Genomic DNA, 21,390 nt, shown 5'->3' on the forward strand with positions numbered 1-21,390 from the left:
AATTATCTGCAAATACAGAATTCCTGACACACTTTCAATAGTCATTTACCATGACTAAATCAAAATTCCTTAGCTTTGCAGAAACTCGTTTCCTGCCTTATGCTTAGTGATTTTGGTTATATACTTCTCTTTATAATTGCCGCGGTTTCCCTTATCGGGCTCATGCTGACGATCGCTCGTTTTTTAAGACCTGATCGTCCGAATGAAGAAAAACTTACTACGTATGAGTCCGGAGAAGATCCTCTGGGAAATGCGAATGTGCAGTTCAATGTTCGTTTTTATGTAATCGCCCTGATTTTTGTCCTTTTTGAAATCGAATTATTATTCCTGTTTCCTTGGGCAGTTGTCTTTGGTAATGAGGAACTTATTGCGCAGACTAATGGCCAATGGGGCTGGTTTGCTATGGCAGAAATGACAGTTTTTGTCTTGATTCTGATTCTTGGATTAGCTTATGCCTGGGTAAAAGGATATCTGGACTGGGTTCGTCCGCAACCGCAAATTCCGGAAGTAAAATCGCCTGTTCCTGCCGATTTGTATAAACAGGTTAATGAGAAATATAAAAGAACTTAATTTTTGTCAGTTTTTAAAATAGATAAAAAGAATTCCCGAAAACTCCAGGAGGCTCCGATGGAGCCAGAAAATTTCCGCCGGGTAATAAATTTCTATAAACAGGGTGCTCCTATGGAGCTGTGGATTTATCAACCTTCTATCAATTTGTAAAGGAGCTGTAAATAAGAGGCCCCATTTTGATTGATTAAGAAAATCATTTATTCTTAATCAATCAGCAATGAGCTAAATTTTGCTCGATAAGAGCATCCTGTTTATAGCAACAAATTTCTTGCTGTATCCCGGCTCCATAGGAGCCTCCGATGCAGCAAGAAAATTTCCGCCGGGTAATAAATTTCTATAAACAGGATGCTCCTATGAGAGCTATGAAAATTTATCAACCTTCTATCAATTTGTAAAGGAGCTGTAAATAAGAGGCCCCATTTTGATTGATTAAGAAAATCATTTATTCTTAATCAATCAAAATGAGCTAAATTTTGCTCGATAAGAGCATCCTGTTTATAGCAACAAATTTCTTGTTTCCGAATCCTGGCCCCATAGGAGCCTCCGATACAGCCAGAAAATTTCCGCCGGGGTAATAAATTTCTATAAACAGGATGCTCCTATGGAACAGTGAATACGCCCCCCAAAAATCATTTCAATGCATTTTACCCCACATTCTCCCCATATTTTTTGGAAAAAACACCAGACCGATCTGCGCATATAACTGGTTGGCTTTAAATGACGGCAAATCGGTGACTTTCACATCATCTCCCCGCCATCTTCCCATCCTCGCCAACGGTAAATGATATGTCACTTTACTGCTGATGTAAACTTTGTCATATACTTTTGGAAATAAATTCATCTTGTAATCAACCCCGATTCCGGCGTGTAAATTAAAACTGCCATTATGCAATTTCGCAGACCGGTAACCATTTGGATTGGAAACAACCTGTGCAAAACTTGCTGTTTGATCATTTTTTACTTTCACCTGATATAACATCAGATCCCAGCCAATGGGTATCAAAACATTCCAGTGCGTGGAATTTACAAATTTTGGACTTGCATCCACTCCAATTCCAATTCCCCTAAAAGAACCCTTACTCTGATTATCATCGTTATTATACTTAGTAGAATTCATTAAAATCAGTCGACTTTCAGCAAAGAATTTCTTTGTCTCAATTCTTTTGGCAAGAACAATTGAAGCCATTAAATTTTCAAAAGGCTTGATATTTAAAGCCTTCATCTGATTTCGTATCGCTTTAAAACTACTGTTGGATAAAACCCCGAATTCAGCGTAAACGGCCATACCGCTCATGAATTTTTTGGGTGCCGTTCCGGTGGTATCAGAAATTGTCTGTGCGTTTGAAATGTTGATAAAAAAGGCAGAGAAAAGAATAGTCAAAAGTAATTTGTTTTTCATATCGGGATAAGTTGAAGTGTTTGCAATCCGGTACTGATGAAAGTCTGTTTCTTATCAATATTCATTACTTTTGCATTGTAACAGATTAGCTCTTGTTCGAGCAAATATTGTACCAGTGAATTTACCGAAAGTGACAGAGATGAGTGAAAGAATAAAAACCGGCGACGGCGGGATTATATTAACCAACGCAGAGGATTTGATGAACTGGGCAAGGCTTTCTTCGCTTTGGCCAATGGGATTTGGACTGGCTTGCTGTGCTATTGAAATGATGGCCGCCTACGCCTCACACTACGATTTGGAACGCTTTGGAATATTGCCGCGCCCTTCCCCCCGTCAGTCCGACGTTATGATTGTGGCAGGAACCGTAACGTTCAAAATGGCTGACCGCATTCGTCGTTTATATGAACAAATGCCAGAACCCCGTTACGTTATTTCCATGGGAAGCTGCTCAAATTGTGGCGGCCCTTACTGGGAGCATGGTTATCATGTGGTTAAAGGAGTCGATAAAATTATTCCCGTTGATATATACGTTCCCGGTTGTCCGCCCCGACCGGAGGCTCTGATCGGCGGATTTATGAAATTGCAGGAAAAAATACGTGGAGAACATCCCCTTGCACCCGAACTATTTCTGGAAATGCAGGAAGGTGTTCCTGCTTAACTATTCCTTCGTTCCAAAATTGAAATACTGAAATGACTTTTGAAGAAATAAAAAATATTCTTGTTGCCGGTTTTGGAGAAATGATCAGTGCTGATGAAAAAGGACTCCAACCATCCATAACAGTTCCGTCAGGCAGCATTGCTGAAATCTGTCAGTTTTTATTTGAAGATGAAAGGTTTTATTTTGATTATCTGGCTTGTATCACGGCCATAGATAACGGCCCGGGACTAGCCACAATGGAGTTGATCTATAATCTTAACTCCATTCCGTACGGCCATGAGCTGATGCTTAAAATTATTTTCCCAAGAAATACGGAAGATCAACCTTTGCCTTCTGTGTCTACCGTAAGTCACATCTGGCGCACAGCAGACTGGCATGAGCGTGAAACTTTCGATTTGTTTGGAATTCATTTTGAAAATCATCCTGATCTTCGCCGTATTTTGCTTCCGGAAGACTGGGAAGGCCATCCGTTACGAAAAGATTATAGTGCTCAGGAGAAATATCACGGAATAAATGTGCGGTACGAAAACTGAAATAATTATAATAAAACATTAATAATCAATAAATTAACCTCCTGATTTATTTCATTGGCCATTCAACAGTTTGAAATTTAACTGACAAATTTGTTTGCTTCCGAAAGGCTCAGTATTTTTCGTTATTAATTACTGATCAACATGCGAACTAAATTACCCCTAATAATTCTCGTTATAATGCTGTGTACTTCCTATTCAGGATTTGCAGTCACGGATTCTCTAATAATCAAAGGAAGAATATTGAATCTGACCGGGCGGCTATACAGACAGGCTCCATCCGTCACTTTTTCCAGAAACAATATTCTACAACCTCAGTCGGAGCTCAGCAAACAGGCTCTTTTGCAAGCTGACGGTAGTTTCCGGGTTTCATTACCTATTTTATTTTCGAGTGAAGAAATTTATCTGGATTACAGCGGAAAGGCTTTTACAACCTTTTTAGGCTCTCCGGGAGAAGTAGAAATTACTTTCAACGGAGATTCTATTTCGAAGGCAAAAAAGCTTTTTTATTTTGCCGGAGTAAATGCCACTGCCAACAATTTGTATCCGCAATATTTGGCTTCATTGAACAACGCACTGGCCGCAAACAGCGTTCTGGGAACAAAGTTTTATGATACATTTTGGGATAAAAGTTTTTCCGAAGCAACTAAAGCCGCCTCGGCCCGTGCTGAACTTCGGGTATCTGCATTATTACAAACTTCCAATTCCATTCCGGATAAGCCGCTAACTCAATGGGTGCAATCCATCGCGGAAGATGAAAGGTATCAAAATCTGTATGAATATTTATTAAGCAACCAGCTTGATGTACCCAAATCAGATAGCTGGCTGGTAGATCTGAAAAAGCTGGCAAAGGCCCCTTTAACAGGCCAGCGCGCATCATTAGCAGGCCGGATTTCTTCTTATGCTGATTTAAAAAAACAAATATGGGCTAACGGCGCTTCGCCGAAAGTCAATTCCCTTCAGGTAAGACTAATGGGAACCATGATAAAAAATAACACGACCGGCTTGACTGACGACGAAACAGAAAAACTCGACGTCATCATTGAACGAGGGAAAGCAGAAAAGATTGAGATGGATTTTCTTAACAATCTTTACAAAAGAAATACCACATTGCTTGATTTGCTTTTTGCTTATGAGGCCGAAAGCAGATTAAATCATACACAATTTGACAGTACCAGCTCCGATTTTCTGAATGCACGTTATCTGCCCAAAAATTTCTACAAGTTTTCGTATAAAAATCAGCTTAGCCTGAACAAATACATTCAAACGCGTTTAATATCTCCACAATTCCGTCAGTCGCTGGATGAAATTGTGCGGCTGGAAGTTAAGGACAGCGTCAATATCAATAAAATGATTTCTTTCCGTGATCTTAAAGCCACTCCGACGGAAGTTCTTCCTGAATACTGGCTGGCAGAATCTGACAGTCGCGGAAACTCCTGGTTCACCAGCATAACGGATCAGTACAAAGGAAAAACACTTTATATTTTAAAATGGAATATCGATGATCAGAAAAGCCGGGACGATCTCGAATATGCAGCTTCTTTACGTGCCCAATTGCCTACGGATGTAGAATTTATTTACCTGCATTTACCAACAGATGAAAATCCGGTTTCCTATGATCTGGTTAAACAGTATATTGTAAGACACCAGTTAAAAGGTGTGCATATGTTTGTAAACGGCAATCAGCTTATTGATTTGCTTATCCGACTTAATCCGCTTGATTCTGCAACGTATGCTATCATCAAACCAAACGGGAAATTCGAAACAAAAAAAGCACCATCTCCCGGCCAGACAGAACTAATTCTTAAAGCAATTCGTGAGGCACGAAATTAATAAAGTATAATCTTAATTTCATTCCAATCTTAGCAATACAAAAAACACTTTAAATCTTACTACATCTAACATTCGTACGTTTATATATTGTCTAATGATTTGTTCATTGCTATGTGCCCATGTTTAGATATTTGTTACTTTTCTTGTTTATTTCAACCATTGCTCTGGCGCAGAAAAACGACGGCCGGAGAAATGGAAGAATGAACATGGATAGTGTGCGATATACCAATCTCAAAATTCGTATGTCGAAAACAAAATTCTCCAGGTCCGTATACCGATTGCTTTTTAGGGACGTATACAATCAGGGTAATAAAGGTGAAGTAAAAGCCATCGAAACCAACCCTTTCACGCCTTATGAAGGCATGGTGATCAGGAAAATCATTATCAAACAATTGGATGTTTTAGGGGAATCCGTTTATGATACAACCCGCGTTGGTAAACAGGTTGAGCGATTCCTCAGTAAAAGTTTTCACACCAATACCCGTGAACGGATTATCAGGAAATCCTTTCTGATGTTTTCCGAAGGTGACGAAATTCAGGCCAGTGTTTTAAGAGATAATGAACGTTTGTTAAGAAAAAACGGGACCATAACGGATGCCCGGATTATTGTCGTGCCAAGAACTGATGTTACCTGGATGGCCGATATTGTCGTTTTGATTCAGGATTCATGGTCTTATAACTTTTCAGGAGGTTTTAATTCTTTTAACCGGTTTAACCTGGGACTAAATAATACCAACGTAAACGGAACTACCCATCAGCAGCTCACCCGAATCAGGCTGGACACCAAAGACACTTTACAGAAATTCCAGTTCCGTACAATTTATACGATTCCCTACATTGGAAAAACTTTCATAACCGGCCAGGCAAACTTCATTTATGAGAGGGACAGAAAAGAGCAATCCATTGTATTTTCAAGAGCATTTCTTACAACGGAAACAAAATACGCCGGCTCCATAGAAGCCGGCCACGTCGCTTTACGTCAATACAAAAGAAATATTGACAGTACATTGCAGGAAATCCGATACCCTACCTCCTATTTTTATTATGATATCTGGCTGGGGAGATCTTTCAAATTCCCGTTTAAAAATTCTTCACTCAGTGAAAAATCGCGTCTCGTATTTGCATTAAGACATAATAAATTCAGCTATACGGAGCGCCCGGAAGTTAACGTTGATCTCAATAAAATTTACTGGGACAGAAGTGCCACGTTGATGAGCCTGGGTTATTCCAACCGGAGTTACAAACGCGATGTATTGATTTACGGTTTTGGGAGAACGGAAGATGTACCGGTAGGAAACCTGTTTTCTATGACGTTGGGCAGTGAAAAAACCGAATTTGGACAGCGTGGATATGCGGGAGTCCAATTTGCTTCCGGAAATTATCTTCCGCATAATATGGGTTATTTATATGGTCTGGCAAACCTTGGGTCTTATTTTAAAAAGGGCGAGGCACAGCAAGGTGTAATCAGCGGACAGGGAAATTATATTAGTAAGCTTATTCCTTTTCGTTACAGCTATTTCAGACAATTTATTACCGTTCGATACACACATGGTATCCGTCGCGATCCGTTGGATTACCTTAATATCAGCAATAGCCAGGGAATTCGTGGCATCAATAACGACCAGCTTATCGGTACCAAACGACTCACTTTTGGTTTTGAAACCGTTTATTTTTCTGAGAAAAGTCTTCTCGGATTTCGTATCGCTTATTACACTTTTGCAGATATTGGACTGGTTACCAGCAAAAATACAGTTTGGAAAAGTCCGCTTTATCAGGGTTATGGATTTGGAATAAGACTTCGAAATGAAAATCTTTCAATCAATACACTTCAGTTGCGTCTTGGATATTATATCAATATACCGGAAAACAGCTCTCCTTTCCGATATGCTATTGAAGGAAATACGCCTTTAAGGTTAAAAGATTTTGACATTTCTGCTCCGGCCATCGTACCGTTACAATAATCGGTTCACGACATAAAAACAGGCCCCAGAATAAATATCCACAGCATATACCCTCCAATTCCACCGATCAGACCAGCGAGAAGAAAAGTTGTCTTGCTTTCATCAGGAATGAATTTTTTGTAGATTATAAAAACAATTACGAGACCAATTAAGGCCAAAACAAAGGAAATTGACCAAATATCGAATGCAAAGTACCTCGCCAAAACAGTTTCATCATTCCCATAGGGATAATGTCCACGGCTAATGGCAGACAAAAGGTCAAGCACATAATTGGCCGGCTGCCTTAACCAAAAGAAAGCAATAAAAAGTAAGAACCACTTCTTCGGAGACAGCGAGTCCGCAATAAAATTTTTTCTATCAAAACACAGAATAGCGAATCCCAAAGTACCAATTAATATTGTAAGCAAGGGACCGCTTAGTGTGATCAAAAAAGTCTCATGTTTTATCCTCTTCGTAAAGTCATGGTATTCTTGCTGCCTGGGAAAATATTCATTGGTTTGTATCTTGATCCTTTCATCTCTTGTAAAGCTGCCAAAAAAGTCCTGATAGCTGGTATTAGTCCAGGTCGTATAGCCGTAACTCACTCTGGCATCATAACCTAGTAATTTAGCAGTAAAAAAATGTCCATATTCATGAACTATCGTTGCAATGATAGTGGCAATAAAAAATCCCAGAATAAGTTGATAAAGCAACTTATTATCAATTTCACCCATATAATTATTTATCAAAAAGTATCTTTACCAAACATGCTTCTGCCCAGGTAGCGAAACTCAATTTATCACTTTCAGTCGCGTACACAACAGTATACACTTTTTTTGGTCATTCAGTATTCTTTTTCCAATATGTGAATTAACTTTGTGGAATTTTTGAACGAACCCCTTTTAATCGAGAGGTAAAAAGTATCAGGGACGCTCCGAAGTTATTAAAAGTTATTCCCAAAATTCTACAAATTACCATTTACTGTGCCCAAAAATCCGAATATCAAGTCCATCCTAATTATCGGTTCTGGTCCCATCATCATTGGTCAGGCATGTGAGTTCGATTATGCAGGTTCACAAGCAGCCCGCTCACTTCGTGAAGAAGGTATAGAAGTTGTTCTAATCAACTCTAATCCTGCAACGATCATGACGGATCCAATCAGCGCTGATTATGTGTATCTGCTTCCATTGGAGAAGAAATATATCGTCGAGATTCTTGAAAAACACAGAGCACTTGGCAGGCCAATTGATGCCGTTTTACCAACTATGGGAGGTCAGACAGCGTTGAATTTAGCCATCGATTGCGATAAAGCCGGTATCTGGAAAAAATACGATATTGAAATTATAGGTGTCGATATCAAAGCGATCGAAACCACAGAAGACAGAGAAAAATTCCGCTTGAAAATGCTTGAACTTGATGTGAATGTCTGCAAAGGCCGCACAGCAAGATCATTTTTGGAAGGAAAAGAAATAGCACAGGAAATCGGTTTCCCGCTTGTTATCCGTCCTTCATTCACATTAGGCGGAACGGGTGGTGGTATAGTTGAAAATGAAAAAGACTTTGACCAGGCATTAAATAACGGTTTGCACGCTTCTCCAACGCATGAAGTTTTGGTAGAACAAAGCGTATATGGCTGGAAAGAATACGAGCTTGAATTGCTTCGTGATGGTGCCGGAAACTTCATCATCATTTGCTCGATTGAAAACTTTGACCCGATGGGTGTACATACCGGCGATAGTATTACGGTAGCACCGGCCATGACACTTCCTGATACACTTTATCAGAAAATGCGTGATCTGGCTATCAAAATGATGGACGGGATTGGAAAATTTGCAGGTGGATGTAATGTTCAGTTTTCCGTAAATCCGGCAGACGATATGATTATTGCCATTGAGATTAACCCGCGTGTTTCCCGTTCTTCTGCACTTGCATCGAAAGCAACGGGTTACCCGATCGCAAAAATCGCCGCGAAAATGGCGATTGGTTATAACCTTGACGAATTAACCAATCCAATTACCGGCAGTACTTCCGCATTTTTCGAACCTTCGATTGATTATGTAATTGTAAAAGTTCCTCGCTGGAACTTTGATAAATTCCAGGGCGCCGATCGTGCGTTGGGCTTGCAAATGAAATCAGTTGGTGAAGCAATGGGTATCGGACGTAATTTCCAGGAAGCACTGCAAAAAGCTTGTCAGTCGCTGGAAATTCGCAGAAACGGACTTGGTGCCGACGGACGCGAGCTACGCGATGTTGAGGCTATCAAATACAGTTTGCAACATCCAAGCTGGGATCGCCTTTTCCATATTTATGACGCTTTCAAGATCGGTTTGTCTTTCAAAACAATCCAGACTCTTACCAAAATAGATGCATGGTTCCTGCGCCAGATTGAAGAACTGATCGAACTGGAACATGAAATTGAGAAATTTGACTTATCCGATCTTCCAAAAGAATTATTCTTAACCGCAAAACAAAAAGGTTACGCTGACCGTCAGATTGCACATTTACTTCAAACAAAAGAAAGTAAGGTGTACGACAGACGTAAAGAATTAGGCATCAAACGTGTTTACAAATGTGTAGATACCTGCGCGGCTGAGTTTGAAGCAAAAACACCTTATTACTACTCCACTTTCAATTCTTCTCAGGACATGCCTGACAATGAATCGATTGTTTCAGATAAAAAGAAAGTGGTTGTGTTAGGTTCCGGGCCAAACCGTATCGGTCAGGGAATTGAGTTTGACTATTCTTGTGTTCATGGGGTTTTGGCAGCAAAAGAAGCTGGCTATGAGACAATTATGATCAACTGCAATCCGGAAACAGTTTCAACAGATCCGGATATTGCAGATAAATTATACTTCGAACCAGTTTTCTGGGAGCACGTTTTTGATATCATCGAACATGAAAAACCGGAAGGTGTGATTGTTCAGCTTGGTGGACAAACTGCCCTTAAAATGGCTGAGAAATTAGAGAAATACGGAATCAAAATAATCGGGACAAGTTACAATTCACTTGACTGGGCTGAGGATCGTGGACGTTTTTCTCCATTACTTGAAGAACTGGGAATTCCCTATCCAAAATTTGGAACAGTAAGAACTGCTGACGCAGCTGTGGAACTTTCACGTACGCTGGGCTTCCCGCTTCTGGTTCGTCCAAGTTATGTTTTGGGTGGCCAGAATATGAAAATCGTGATCAACGAAAAAGAACTGGAACAGCATGTTGTGAAAATCCTTCGTGATATCCCGGACAACAACATTCTTCTGGATCACTTCCTTGAAGGCGCTCTTGAAGCAGAAGCCGATGCGATTTGTGATGGTGAAGATGCCTACATCATCGGTGTGATGGAACACATTGAACCGGCTGGTATTCACTCAGGTGACTCACACGCTGCACTTCCTCCTTTTGATTTAACAGAAGATGTGATTCGTCAGATCAACGAGTACACACGTAAAATTGCTCTGGCAATGAGCGTTAAAGGATTGATTAACGTGCAGTTCGCTATCAAAAATGGTATCGCATACGTGATCGAAGCAAATCCTCGCGCTTCCCGTACAGTGCCGTTTATATGTAAAGCATATCAGGAACCTTACGTTAACTACGCAACGAAGTTGATGCTTGGCGATAAAAAATTGAGTGATTTCACTTTCAACCCGGTTAAAAAAGGCTGGGCGATTAAAATCCCGGTGTTCTCATTCAATAAATTTGCAAACGTAAACAAAGAATTAGGACCTGAAATGAAATCAACGGGTGAAGCGATTTACTTTATTGATGATTTGCAGGACGATTTCTTCCAGAAAATTTATAGCGAAAGAAATTTATATCTGAGCCGGTAGGTTTTGGAAAAATATATAACAAAAAAATCCCGGTGATGAGCCGGGATTTTTTGTGCGCTAACACCGATATTTGAGAGCTTTCACTTAGGCTCCTTTTTATTAACATAAATGAATTTAATTTTATATTGAGAATCTTGTGCTCCTTTATATCGATCCTCTTCACCCGGATATCTGAAATAAATTGCAGGATATGTTGATTCTGTAGGCACTGTACCAATTAATGGCCTCTCGCCAGAGTCAATAGCTTCTCCTGACGCTGGTGTAATTTTCACCCGGTAACTTCTTGCAGATGGATCATATCTGATCCAAATCGTGTGTGCACTTCCATTGGTATACGAGCCCAAATTAACATAATCATCATCTGTTGCTGATGCCCTGATTTTGACTTTCCCATCAGTATCATATTTAATTCCACCAAAAGCGCCAAAATGGCCGTCGCCAAAAAATACGATAAGCGGAACTCCGGAAATAGAAGGCGTGGCATTCCAATAATAATAAATGGGTCTGTCTATGATTACACTTTTGGGATAAAATCCAAGATATTGCGGCCAGCTGTCATAAACAGATTTATAATTAAGTTGTTTGTCCGAAGAAATTTTCAATTCCGGACCTCTTTCGCGTGAGTACCATATCTGATCTCCGACCGGATCGCCCGCCAGTGTAAGATCCGGATCTGCTCCCGGCGTTGCGGAACTAAAATCAGCTTTTAACAGATTTTCGCAACGCTCAAAAGTACATCCTGAAACCAATAGGATAATGAGCAATGGAAACAATTTCGATAGCAATATTTTGGAAGAAGCAAAGGTAATTTTCATGGTACTTGTAATTTGAGAGTGATGTAGAAAACATTTTCTCTCTAAATTTACGGCAGTAAAATCCAGTAATTTATATAAAAAGTTATAATGTTATTGACCGGTAAATTCTGCTAATGCTGATTTGCAATCGGTGCGGCACAATTCTAAATGCAGGCCGAATACAAAACCTGAACGTTACTATTTGGACTTTTTTGCAATAATACAAATTTGATTCTTTTGGAATCCGTTACAAATCGGTTCAAAAATACGTCTCAATAGAGATAATTGCCCCCCTAACCAGAACTATGCTTTAATATGCAGATTGGAACATATTTAACCAAACAAATAAGTTCTAATACATACACTTTTAATAGTGTCGGGTCAAAAGGCGTAGTTGAGCTTAGGATTATTATTTCAAAAGACGATCAGCAAGAAAGTATTTATTACAATTTAGCGTTTGTAGTATGGAATAGAATACTAAATGATATTGATGATACCATTGAACTCAGAAATGGCGATATGGATCGAATTCTTGCTACGGTAGCGAATACGGCAATGCTATTTATGAAAACCCACCCGCAATCTTTGCTCTACATCCAAGGAAGTAATTCAATACGGACAAGAAAATATCAGATGGGTATTTCAAAATATGCAAATAGTATACCTCCCAATTTGGGAATTTTAGGTCTTTTAGATGAAAATCTATTAAATGGATCTGCGCCTGCATGGAAATGGGAACATTTTAAGACAGGCACGAACTATCATGCATTTTTGTTATACACCAAATGATTTGTATCTTTAAATGGAAAATAAAATTTATTACCATGTCTACTATTACAAATAATAAAAAAGACATATCTGATAATCAGAATATCCACCCCCTCAAAAGGGTTACAACTGTGGATAAGAAAATGAATCAAATGAGGGAGACTTTAAAAAAATATCCAGTTCCACTTGAATTGCTTGAAAAATAACTTTTTGTTGAAAGTTATTAACTTGTATTTTAGCCGGTAGGTTTTGGAAAAATATATAGATAAAAAGTCCCGGTGATGAGCCGGGATTTTTTTGTGCGCTAACACCGATTTGCAATCGGCGCGGCCCACGCTGGGTTTAATGGTTTAGCGTTTGTAACGCTGTGCCAAAAAGTTTCGGTTAATCCGCGTTACACACACTAAACCATTTGCGACCCGATTGCAAATAGAGCCTAACCTATCAAACAATAAACTATTTGTGGTTGTTGGATATCATTTCTTTTTCAAAAAATCCGGCAACACTTAAATCTTCACCCAATTCAGGCCAATATAAAGCGTAACCATTTATGACTTCTACGTTTTTTCTTTGAGAAGAAGTTGCTTCTTTCAACAAGGGAAAATCCGAAATTAGTAAGGCAGCTTCCCTCCCATCTACGAGGGTCACTCGGATTTCTACTTCGCTAACCTCAACTTTTTCAGCTTTGTAATCAAAAAATTTCATATTCTATGATTTAAAAAACTCGCTCCATTTTCTGAGAAATTCGTCTTTATTAGTTTCAACTATTGCTTCTGCCAAATACAGATCCTGCTTTTTTAACCCATTGTTTTCCAGGCAATTTACTGGATTAATCGAGAACCTTGCCTCACCATCATTACTTCTTACGTGAACATGTGGTGGACGATGATCATTGCTATAAAAGAAAAAACGCAATCCGAACAAGCGTAATAATTCCGGCATACTACATTTACTAAAGTAAGAAGTTTTTTGCTATCAAAATAATGTCTTAGCTATTCAGCTAGCTGTTCTTAGCCTCAGAATTATCCCAATTAGAACGACATTCCGAAAAATGGTAACAGTTAGCTCTTATGAGCAGATGAAACTTTCTATTGCGCTAACACCGATTTACAATAGGGCCAAACATAAAAAAAGCCCAAAATCTCACGATTTCGGGCTCAATTAAATTTTAATTAAAATATATCTTTTTACTATTTTACATCTTCATAATCAACATATTCTCCTCCACGGAAGCGTGATTGGCTCGCATCCGGCGGCGTGGTATCTACACGAATCCCTGCTTTGGTTTTTTGTTCATACGCTTTTGCTTGTCTTTTTTGCTCCTTTACCAATTGCCTTCCAACTAATAAATGAAACATAAAACGGCGAAAAACCGGTACAAAAGCGATTAATAAAAAGAATATGATAAGAATATTAAATACAATTTTCATCTTTCAAAGGTTTTATATCTCTACTATAACGTGCAATCTGTAAAAAATAACACACGAATATAACGAAAAGGTAACAAATGATCCAATAGGTTGGAAGAATGGTTCAACTTATGGACGGACGGTAAACTTTACTGAAATAATTTACACGCCTGCCGGTTTTCCATGTTCAGGTTCCAGCTCTTCCACAAATCCCGGAACAAGCACTTTGGGTGTCAAAATTAATCGCAGTGATTGGTCAAATGTAACATAGCTCCAGAACCAGTTTATAAACGTCAGCACTTTATTTTTAACGCCAACAATAGAAAACAGGTGAACAAACATCCAGGTTAACCAGGCAAAAAACCCCTGGAATTTAATAAACGGTAAATCTACGACGGCTTTGTTTCTGCCAACCGTTGCCATAGATCCCAGATCATTATATTTAAAAGCCACTGGTGGCTTTTCTTCCAATGCCCGCCAGATATTTTTCGCAAGTGCTTTTCCCTGCTGCATTGCAGGTTGTGCCAATTGCGGATGGCCATTCTGGAATTTCCCTTCACTCATTGAAGCCACATCACCTATGGCAAAAATATCTGTATAACCCTGAATCCGGTTAAACTCGTCCACTTTAATCCTTCCACCTTTCACAAGTACTTCCGGATTTATTCCATTCAGTGCATTCGCTTTTACACCCGCCGCCCAGATCAGATTGTCAGTACGAATTTTCATACCTTGTTTTGTCGTCACATATTTACCATCATAACCTGCGACGGCTTGTCCGGTGAGAATTTCCACCCCCATTTCTTCAAGATATCGTCTCGATTTTTTGGAAGATTCCTCCGACATCACAGATAACAATTTATCCAGACCTTCCAATAAATAGATTTTCATGTTTGAAAAATCAAGTTCCGGATAATCTTTTGGAAGAATATATTTTTTCATCTCCGCAAGTGAACCGGACAATTCTACGCCTGTCGGTCCACCGCCTACAATGACAACACTCATCAATCCTTCACGCTCATCATCTGTATCTACGGCTAAGGCATCTTCCAGATTTTGTAAAACACGATTTCTTATCGCTAATGCTTCTGAAACCGATTTCATGGGAATAGCACGTTCTTCAATTTCTTTCATCCCGAAATAATTGGTAGTAGCACCTGTTGCAATAACCAGAAAATCATAAGTGATTTCACCCAAAGGAGTGTTCAACGATTTCCTGTCAGTATTTACCGAAGTTACCTCTGTAACCCTAATGTGAACATTTTTTTGGGATTGAAAAGCTTTCCGAAGCGGGAAAGATATTGAACTTGGTTCAAGTCCGGCTGTTGCAACCTGATAAAATAAAGGCTGAAACTGGTGGAAATTATTTTTGTCAATCAGGACAACCTGTATATCATCGCGTTTGGCAAGCTCTCTTGCCAGCGCTAATCCGCCGAAGCCGGCACCAATGATCACAATTCTTTTTTTGTCGGTATATGGGATATTCGGCAGCATAGTATCGGTATTTGTAGTTGACAAAACGCCCGCTACAAATACCATACCTACAAGGACTTACACAGTCATCTTGCTGTTTTCTATAACTCTTTCGTAATAAGATTCGTAGTGCGGCAATATTTTGGCCACATCAAATTCTTTCGCACGGGCAAGTGCATTTTCTTTAAACCGTGGAAGATTTTCGTCTTTTAGGATATAAGCGGCATTTTTTACCATATCATTAACATCGCCAACATCACTCAAAAATCCGGTAACGCCAGGAATATTCAACTCAGGTAATCCACCTGCATTCGAAGTAATCAATGGAACTTCACAAGCCAAAGCTTCCAGCGCAGCCAAACCGAAACTTTCAGATTCCGAAGGCATCAGGAACAAATCGGCAACGGAAAGAACTTCCTCAATTGCATCAAGTTTCCCAAGGAAACGAACGTCAGAAAGCATATCCAGGTCACGGCACAAACGTTCAATACGCGCACGATCCGGCCCATCCCCAACAAGTAATAATTTACTTGGCGTAATATCACGCAGCTGATGGAAGATCATAATCACATCATCAATCCTTTTTACCTTACGGAAATTGGATGTGTGAACGATCAGTTTTTCATTATTTGGACAAATCGCCAGTTTGAAGTGATCTTTCTTTTGTCTGTTAAAACGATCCAGATCAATAAAGTTTGGAATAACTTCAATGTCTTTTGTAACCGCAAAATGTTTGTAAGTATCATTTTTAAGTGACTCGGAAACCGCCGTAATTCCATCAGACTGATTGATAGAAAACGTAACAACCGGCTCGTAAGACTCATCTTTCCCTACAAGTGTAATATCCGTTCCGTGCAAAGTAGTGATGACAGGAATATGAATTCCCTGCTGTGCTAAAATTTGTTTGGCAAGATAAGCGGAAGAAGCATGCGGAATTGCGTAATGTACATGAAGCAAATCCAGTTTCGCCATTTTTACGACATGCACCATGTGGCTCGACAATGCGGATTCGTAAGGTGGATATTGAAACAGTGGATATGCAGGTATATTTACTTCATGATAATAAAGGTTTTCGTTAAAAAAATCCAGTCGCTGTGGTTGGGAATAAGTAATAAAATGTACCTGATGTCCCTCTTTTGCAAGCGCTTTTCCAAGTTCCGTAGCGACAACGCCACTTCCCCCGAAAGTCGGATAGCAAACAATGCCTATTTTCATAATATTAAATTTCTTTGTTCTTAGTGAAATAATTAAAGCGTATGGCTCTGCAAACTTTCGATAAAGAAGAGTTATGCATAGCTAACACAAAATCAAGCTTTTTTATCCCGAACAGGAAGAGAAAGATTTTATTAATTCTATAATTGACATAAAATGAATAATTTTAATGTCTGAACCTGCTTTTTATTAACCTTAATGAATGTGTCTGTAAGACCGAGAGTGCGAATTCGGGATTTTGTTGCCGGTAGTGTGCGTTTGGTTCGAATGAGTAATCTCCTCATTGTGGCCATCACACAGTACTTCACACGTATTTTATTGATTGGCCCGCGAAGTGAGTGGAAAAAAATCATCAGTGACCCTGATCTTTTCATTCTTTCGTTGTCGACCGTATGCATTGCTGCGGCTGGTTATATTATTAATGATTATTTTGACATAAAAATCGATATTGTCAACAAACCAGAACGTGTCGTTGTCGGACGTTATCTCAAACGTCGCTGGGCGATGGGCGCACACCAGGTTTTAAACGTTTTAGGAGCCGCGTTAGGCTTAATCGTAAGCCCCTGGATTTTTCTGGTTAACGTTATTTCAATCACATCCCTCTGGTTTTATTCCGAACGTTACAAACGGGCTCCTTTTATAGGAAACCTGATCGTCTCACTTTTGACAGGCGCTACCTTATTTATATTAACCTTACACTATCCGGCAAACCGTAAACTGGTATTTATTTATGCGGTTTTCTCCTTTTTCATTTCCTTGATACGAGAGATTGTCAAAGACATGGAAGATATTCGGGGCGACCAAGCGCATGGTTGCCGGACGCTGCCAATAATCTGGGGAATCCGTAGAACTAAAAATTTTCTTTACGGAATTATTTTTGTTTTTGTAACCTCCCTTTTTTCGATGGCCGACAAGCTCAACAACAATATTCTTGCCGTATTATTTCTATTGTTATTAATTCCTATCGGCTGGTTAGTTTATTCATTAACCCGCTCAGATACCCGTCGTGATTTCAAAAAAATCAGTTCTCTTTGTAAAATAATAATGCTTTTAGGTTTGGTAACGATGCTTTGGGCATAACTTAATTTGGCTTCCGGCGATCGGCAGTCAGATTTTTTAGAAAAACAATCTTATCGTTATTGCAAATTATCCTTTATAAAAATGTATTTTCATACCTGAACTAACGAACAAATCACTTTAAAGAATCTCAAAATGAAAAACAGATTTTTACAACTTATAGCATTTTTGCTTTTGACAATTACCGGTTCCTATGCACAGGAATGTATGGGTGTGAATATGAAAGCGGGTAGCGGTTTTGATATGGCTAATTATGATGCTAAGGGGAAATTAACGAGCAGCATGACATACAAAATCGCCAAGGTAGTACCGGAAGGCGGGATGTCTGTGATCACAATTGATATGGAAACTTTTGACGCAAAAGGGAAATCTCAGTTAAAAAATACGTATCAAATGAAGTGTAATGGAAATACTTTACTACTGGATGCCACCACTTTAATAAACGAACAGCAAATGAAATCTATTGAAAACTTCAATATGAAATTCACTTCCACAAACATTGAATATCCAGGAAAACTGACCGTTGGACAAAAACTTAAAGATGCTTCACTAAAAGGAGAAGGAACTTCCGGCCCGATGGCTATGACGATGAATATTACCGTTTTTAACCGGAATGTAGACGCTCAGGAAAAAGTAACGATTCCGGCAGGTGCCTTTGATGCCTATAAAATATCTTCCGATATGAAAATGGAAACAAAAATGGGTTTTGGAATAACGATCGATATCAATACAATTTCATGGCGGACACCCGGTGTTTTGTGGGATATTAAATCAGAATCATACAGAAAAGGAAAGTTGATCAGCAGAAGCGAATTGACGAAAATTTACTAAAATCAGAATTATTACCAGCAACATATAGAAGAACGGCTTTCGATATTCCCCGAAAGCCGTTCATTTTTTATAGCTTTGCCAGATTAATTAAAACCGGGAGTTTAAAGTAATTGATAAAATCAAGAAAGTAGAGGTTTACAATCGAACTGCAATTTTCAACCGAGCGTCATCCACTTTCAACCGGGCGCCGGCCGCTCTCCATTTTCAACATTCAACTAAAATGAAACGTATTGCCATTTTCGCATCAGGTTCAGGTTCAAACGCAGAAAAGATCTGTGAATATTTCGAAGGCCGGACGGATGTACAGATTAATCTTATTTTGACAAATAATCAGCAAGCCGGTGTTATTCAGCGTGCCCGGAAATTTCAGATCCCTGTTGTTCTTTTTGATAGAAAAACATTTTACGAAACCGAACGGGTTTTAGAAATTTTGAAAAATAATCAGATCGATCTGATTGTTCTGGCTGGTTTTATGATGCTAATCCCTGCGTCTTTACTTGGGACTTATTCGGAGAAAATGGTCAATATTCATCCGGCTTTACTTCCTAAATATGGCGGAAAAGGCATGTACGGTCATTTTGTCCATGAAGCTGTGGTTACTAATTCTGAAAAAGAATCCGGGATAACGATCCACTTTGTCAATGAAAATTACGATGAAGGAAATATCATTTTCCAGGCTTCCTGCGAAGTTACAGAAACAGATACACCAGACGACGTCGCTAAAAAAATACAGGTTCTGGAACATGAGCATTTTCCAAGAGTTATAGACGAAATAGTCTCAAAACTGAATTAAGTTACCATTCCATGTTATACTTTTTACTGGCCGTCCTCTTCACTGTTGCGCTGTACATGATCATGCGCGCTTATCCGCGCTACAAGGTCAATTCTTTTCATGCAGTCGTTTTCAATTATTATTCCTGTGTTGTTACCGGACTTTTTCTTACGCCGGATCTGAAATCTTTCCAGGAAATTCAATGGGATTCGGAAGGAACAATACTAACATTGGCGCTCGGAACATTGTTCGTAATTGCCTTTATGTCAATTGGATTAACCGCCCAAAAAGTGAGTGTAACAGCTGCATCGCTGGCAGGAAATATGTCGCTGGTAATTCCGGTTTTATTCGGGCTTTTCATTTTTAAAAATACAAATAAGGATTTCACACTTCTTAATTACGCAGGATTGGTTATCGCGCTGGCTGCCTTGGCGTTGGGCGCAATTCAAAAACAGCAAAAAACAACTGAATTTGAAGACGGACAACCTTTACGCGTTTCTTTTTTTTCCTATGCCTGGCTTCTTCCGGTTTTTACATTTATGGCGAGCGGGACTAATAATACGCTGATCAATTACCTGACGATGTCGTACTACCGCCCGGAGCAAACTACGCTTTTTATGATCATCGCCTGTTCCGGTGCTATTCTGATTGGAACGCTCGTTTTGCTTTACAAAATAATTTTCGGAGGAGAAAAACTGGAATTGCGAAGTGTTATCGGCGGATTAATATTAGGAGTGCCCAATTTCCTTTCCTTGTATTTTCTATTGTTAGCGTTGGGTTCATTTGGAAATAGCGCTGCTTTTGTTTTCCCGATTTATAATATTCTGAGTATGCTGGTTTCGTCTTTTGCCGCCTGGGTTTTGTATAAGGAAAAGCTGAATAATCTAAATAGATTGGGCTTGGCTTTGGCTGTTGTAGCTATTATATTGATTTCTTATCAGGAATTGGGATTTTGAGATTTACATAGTTTATACCACATAGATACTTTTAATACCGGTCCGACGGTAGAAAAAACTGTCGGACCGGTGGCCCGTCGGACGGCTTTTTCCGCCGTCCGACGGGTAATAAACCCAAATTTCCTCACCATCGGAAACTTACAAATAGCTAAAAAAGTTATTTGACTACATTAAAATAAAATCATGCAAAGATCAAGTGTGCTGCGCATTGGGCAGCCAAAGACCGTTTTGAACAAACGTCAAAAAGAATTCAATCAGTTATCCGAAAGAATTGAGCAGTTGGATAAATTGATTCCCGAATTACGCGCAACCTATTATCTTCTGATCGATCGTGTGCAAAAAGAATATAATCCGATTGTGATGGAATATCAGTCCTTTCGCGTGGAGCTTGTCAAACTTATGGACCGGACTTATGAAAAGGATCTTTACAGAAAAGCATATCTGACAAAACTGGCCTATCTGATTTCTGAAATCTCTTTTGATCTGATTGTCAATTATAAATTTGAAGAACTGATTCCTCTTTTCAATAAATACAGTGAAGTCGATTTCGATGCTGCGTTGAACGAATTAAAAAGAGCAGATTCTCAGTTGATCGACAGCAAGTTATTAGCAGAAGAAAATGAAATTGCTGACGAGGAAACATTCCCGGAGCATTTTCATGAACTGAGTGAGGAAGAGCAAATTCGTATCAAAGAGGAACTAAGAGCAGAAAAAGCAAAGCTTTTTTCTGAACAGGCTAAGGAAGCCAGACAATTGCTTACCAAACAAAAAACGACCAAATCGGTTCGAACGGTTTATATGGATCTGGTAAAAGCATTCCATCCTGACCGCGAAACAGACGAAGCAGAAAAGATTCGAAAAACGGAAATAATGCAGCGTGTTACCCAGACTTATCAGGAAAATAATCTGCTTGAATTGCTAAAATTACAGATCGAGTTTGAAAGAATTGATCAGGATCATCTTGAAAATCTGGGAAAAGAACAGCTTACCTATTACAATCTCGTATTAAAAGAACAGGTTGACGAACTGGAAAAAGAGAAAGAAGAGATACAGCAGCAAATTTCTTATCTGTGTGGCTTAAATCCTCAGCACGCCAATTCCATGACAACAGTTGTTGTAAAATTCAATACCAACATCAATGAAGTGAAAGCCGAGATAAAAGAAATTAAGCTTACGCTGAAAAGATGGAAAGAGCCAAGCTTGCTGAAAGCATTTTTGAAAACCTATGAAATACCGAATACGGCAGTTTTTGACGATGAAGACGATTTCTAAATGTTGCTCTTTGATATAATTTGTGGACAACTTACCCCAATTTCCCGAAAATATCCACTATTGTAAAAA

General features: G+C 39.2%; 21 protein-coding genes. 13 read left to right on the forward strand and 8 right to left on the reverse strand.

Going from position 1 to position 21,390, the window contains the following annotated elements; genetic code table 11:
- Positions 1-99 precede the first annotated feature (99 nt).
- The gene (locus FDK13_RS26555) at positions 100-570 is read left to right on the forward strand and encodes an NADH-quinone oxidoreductase subunit A (protein ID WP_137343173.1); all 471 of its coding nucleotides are present in this window, start codon (positions 100-102) and stop codon (positions 568-570) included.
- Between the two features lie 634 nt (positions 571-1,204).
- Here the strand turns inward: FDK13_RS26555 and FDK13_RS26560 are convergent.
- Positions 1,205-1,969, reverse strand: coding sequence for a hypothetical protein (locus FDK13_RS26560; RefSeq protein ID WP_137343052.1), 765 nt, complete (start codon positions 1,967-1,969; stop codon positions 1,205-1,207).
- Between the two features lie 139 nt (positions 1,970-2,108).
- Between FDK13_RS26560 and FDK13_RS26565 the strand changes: the two genes are divergently transcribed.
- From FDK13_RS26565 to FDK13_RS26580, 4 genes are all read left to right on the forward strand, one after another.
- Positions 2,109-2,627, forward strand: coding sequence for an NADH-quinone oxidoreductase subunit B (locus tag FDK13_RS26565; protein WP_137343053.1), 519 nt, complete (start codon positions 2,109-2,111; stop codon positions 2,625-2,627).
- A 32-nt stretch (positions 2,628-2,659) separates the two neighbouring features.
- A complete protein-coding gene (locus FDK13_RS26570; protein ID WP_137343054.1) occupies positions 2,660-3,160 on the forward strand; it encodes an NADH-quinone oxidoreductase subunit C in 501 nt (166 codons plus the stop codon).
- A 177-nt stretch (positions 3,161-3,337) separates the two neighbouring features.
- Positions 3,338-4,990: a hypothetical protein gene (locus tag FDK13_RS26575; protein ID WP_229216226.1), complete on the forward strand. Its 1,653-nt coding sequence runs from the start codon at positions 3,338-3,340 to the stop codon at positions 4,988-4,990.
- Between the two features lie 119 nt (positions 4,991-5,109).
- A complete protein-coding gene (locus tag FDK13_RS26580; protein WP_137343056.1) occupies positions 5,110-6,951 on the forward strand; it encodes a BamA/TamA family outer membrane protein in 1,842 nt (613 codons plus the stop codon).
- Positions 6,952-6,956: 5 nt separating this feature from the next.
- Here the strand turns inward: FDK13_RS26580 and FDK13_RS26585 are convergent, their stop codons facing one another.
- Complete coding sequence (locus tag FDK13_RS26585; RefSeq protein ID WP_137343057.1) at positions 6,957-7,664, reverse strand: site-2 protease family protein; 708 nt, start codon at positions 7,662-7,664, stop codon at positions 6,957-6,959.
- Positions 7,665-7,913: 249 nt separating this feature from the next.
- On the opposite strand from FDK13_RS26585, the gene carB reads away from it, so the two are divergent.
- On the forward strand, positions 7,914-10,757 hold the full coding sequence (gene carB, locus FDK13_RS26590; RefSeq protein ID WP_137343058.1) for a carbamoyl-phosphate synthase large subunit: 2,844 nt from the start codon (positions 7,914-7,916) through the stop codon (positions 10,755-10,757).
- 80 nt (positions 10,758-10,837) lie between these two features.
- On the opposite strand, the gene FDK13_RS26595 is transcribed toward carB, so the two are convergent.
- Entirely contained in the window at positions 10,838-11,572 is a 735-nt protein-coding gene (locus FDK13_RS26595; protein WP_137343059.1) for a carbohydrate-binding protein, read from the reverse strand.
- Positions 11,573-11,866: 294 nt separating this feature from the next.
- Here FDK13_RS26595 and FDK13_RS26600 point away from each other — a divergent pair, with 294 nt between their 5' ends.
- Complete coding sequence (locus FDK13_RS26600; RefSeq protein ID WP_137343060.1) at positions 11,867-12,340, forward strand: DUF6934 family protein; 474 nt, start codon at positions 11,867-11,869, stop codon at positions 12,338-12,340.
- A gap of 35 nt (positions 12,341-12,375) precedes the next feature.
- Positions 12,376-12,525 carry a hypothetical protein gene (locus FDK13_RS35580; protein ID WP_170982924.1) on the forward strand — a complete coding sequence of 50 codons (150 nt, stop codon included), beginning with the start codon at positions 12,376-12,378 and terminating at the stop codon, positions 12,523-12,525.
- 250 nt (positions 12,526-12,775) lie between these two features.
- On the opposite strand, the gene FDK13_RS26605 is transcribed toward FDK13_RS35580, so the two are convergent.
- The 5 genes from FDK13_RS26605 to bshA all read right to left on the reverse strand — a co-directional run bounded on the left by FDK13_RS26605 (position 12,776) and on the right by bshA (position 16,416).
- Positions 12,776-13,024 carry a DUF2442 domain-containing protein gene (locus FDK13_RS26605; RefSeq protein ID WP_137343061.1) on the reverse strand — a complete coding sequence of 83 codons (249 nt, stop codon included), beginning with the start codon at positions 13,022-13,024 and terminating at the stop codon, positions 12,776-12,778.
- Between the two features lie 3 nt (positions 13,025-13,027).
- Positions 13,028-13,261 (reverse strand): DUF4160 domain-containing protein, encoded by a 234-nt coding sequence (locus FDK13_RS26610; protein ID WP_137343062.1) that lies wholly within the window; start codon positions 13,259-13,261, stop codon positions 13,028-13,030.
- A gap of 248 nt (positions 13,262-13,509) precedes the next feature.
- A complete protein-coding gene (locus tag FDK13_RS26615) occupies positions 13,510-13,749 on the reverse strand; it encodes a DUF4834 domain-containing protein (RefSeq protein WP_137343063.1) in 240 nt (79 codons plus the stop codon).
- Between the two features lie 141 nt (positions 13,750-13,890).
- Positions 13,891-15,222, reverse strand: coding sequence for an NAD(P)/FAD-dependent oxidoreductase (locus FDK13_RS26620; RefSeq protein ID WP_137343064.1), 1,332 nt, complete (start codon positions 15,220-15,222; stop codon positions 13,891-13,893).
- A 57-nt stretch (positions 15,223-15,279) separates the two neighbouring features.
- Positions 15,280-16,416, reverse strand: a complete 1,137-nt coding sequence (bshA, locus tag FDK13_RS26625) for an N-acetyl-alpha-D-glucosaminyl L-malate synthase BshA (protein WP_137343065.1) — start codon at positions 16,414-16,416, stop codon at positions 15,280-15,282.
- A gap of 195 nt (positions 16,417-16,611) precedes the next feature.
- Here bshA and FDK13_RS26630 point away from each other — a divergent pair, with 195 nt between their 5' ends.
- The 5 genes from FDK13_RS26630 (at position 16,612) to FDK13_RS26650 (ending at position 21,321) form a co-directional block, all read left to right on the forward strand.
- The gene (locus FDK13_RS26630; RefSeq protein ID WP_137343066.1) at positions 16,612-17,493 is read left to right on the forward strand and encodes a geranylgeranylglycerol-phosphate geranylgeranyltransferase; all 882 of its coding nucleotides are present in this window, start codon (positions 16,612-16,614) and stop codon (positions 17,491-17,493) included.
- Between the two features lie 132 nt (positions 17,494-17,625).
- Entirely contained in the window at positions 17,626-18,321 is a 696-nt protein-coding gene (locus FDK13_RS26635) for a TapB family protein (protein WP_137343067.1), read from the forward strand.
- A 220-nt stretch (positions 18,322-18,541) separates the two neighbouring features.
- The gene (gene purN, locus FDK13_RS26640; RefSeq protein WP_137343068.1) at positions 18,542-19,114 is read left to right on the forward strand and encodes a phosphoribosylglycinamide formyltransferase; all 573 of its coding nucleotides are present in this window, start codon (positions 18,542-18,544) and stop codon (positions 19,112-19,114) included.
- 11 nt (positions 19,115-19,125) lie between these two features.
- A complete protein-coding gene (locus FDK13_RS26645; RefSeq protein WP_137343069.1) occupies positions 19,126-20,049 on the forward strand; it encodes a hypothetical protein in 924 nt (307 codons plus the stop codon).
- Positions 20,050-20,232: 183 nt separating this feature from the next.
- Positions 20,233-21,321, forward strand: a complete 1,089-nt coding sequence (locus tag FDK13_RS26650; RefSeq protein ID WP_137343070.1) for a hypothetical protein — start codon at positions 20,233-20,235, stop codon at positions 21,319-21,321.
- The last annotated feature ends 69 nt before the right edge of the window (positions 21,322-21,390 follow it).

It is taken from the genome of Dyadobacter frigoris, from assembly GCF_005280585.1.
Lineage (GTDB): Bacteria > Bacteroidota > Bacteroidia > Cytophagales > Spirosomataceae > Dyadobacter > Dyadobacter frigoris.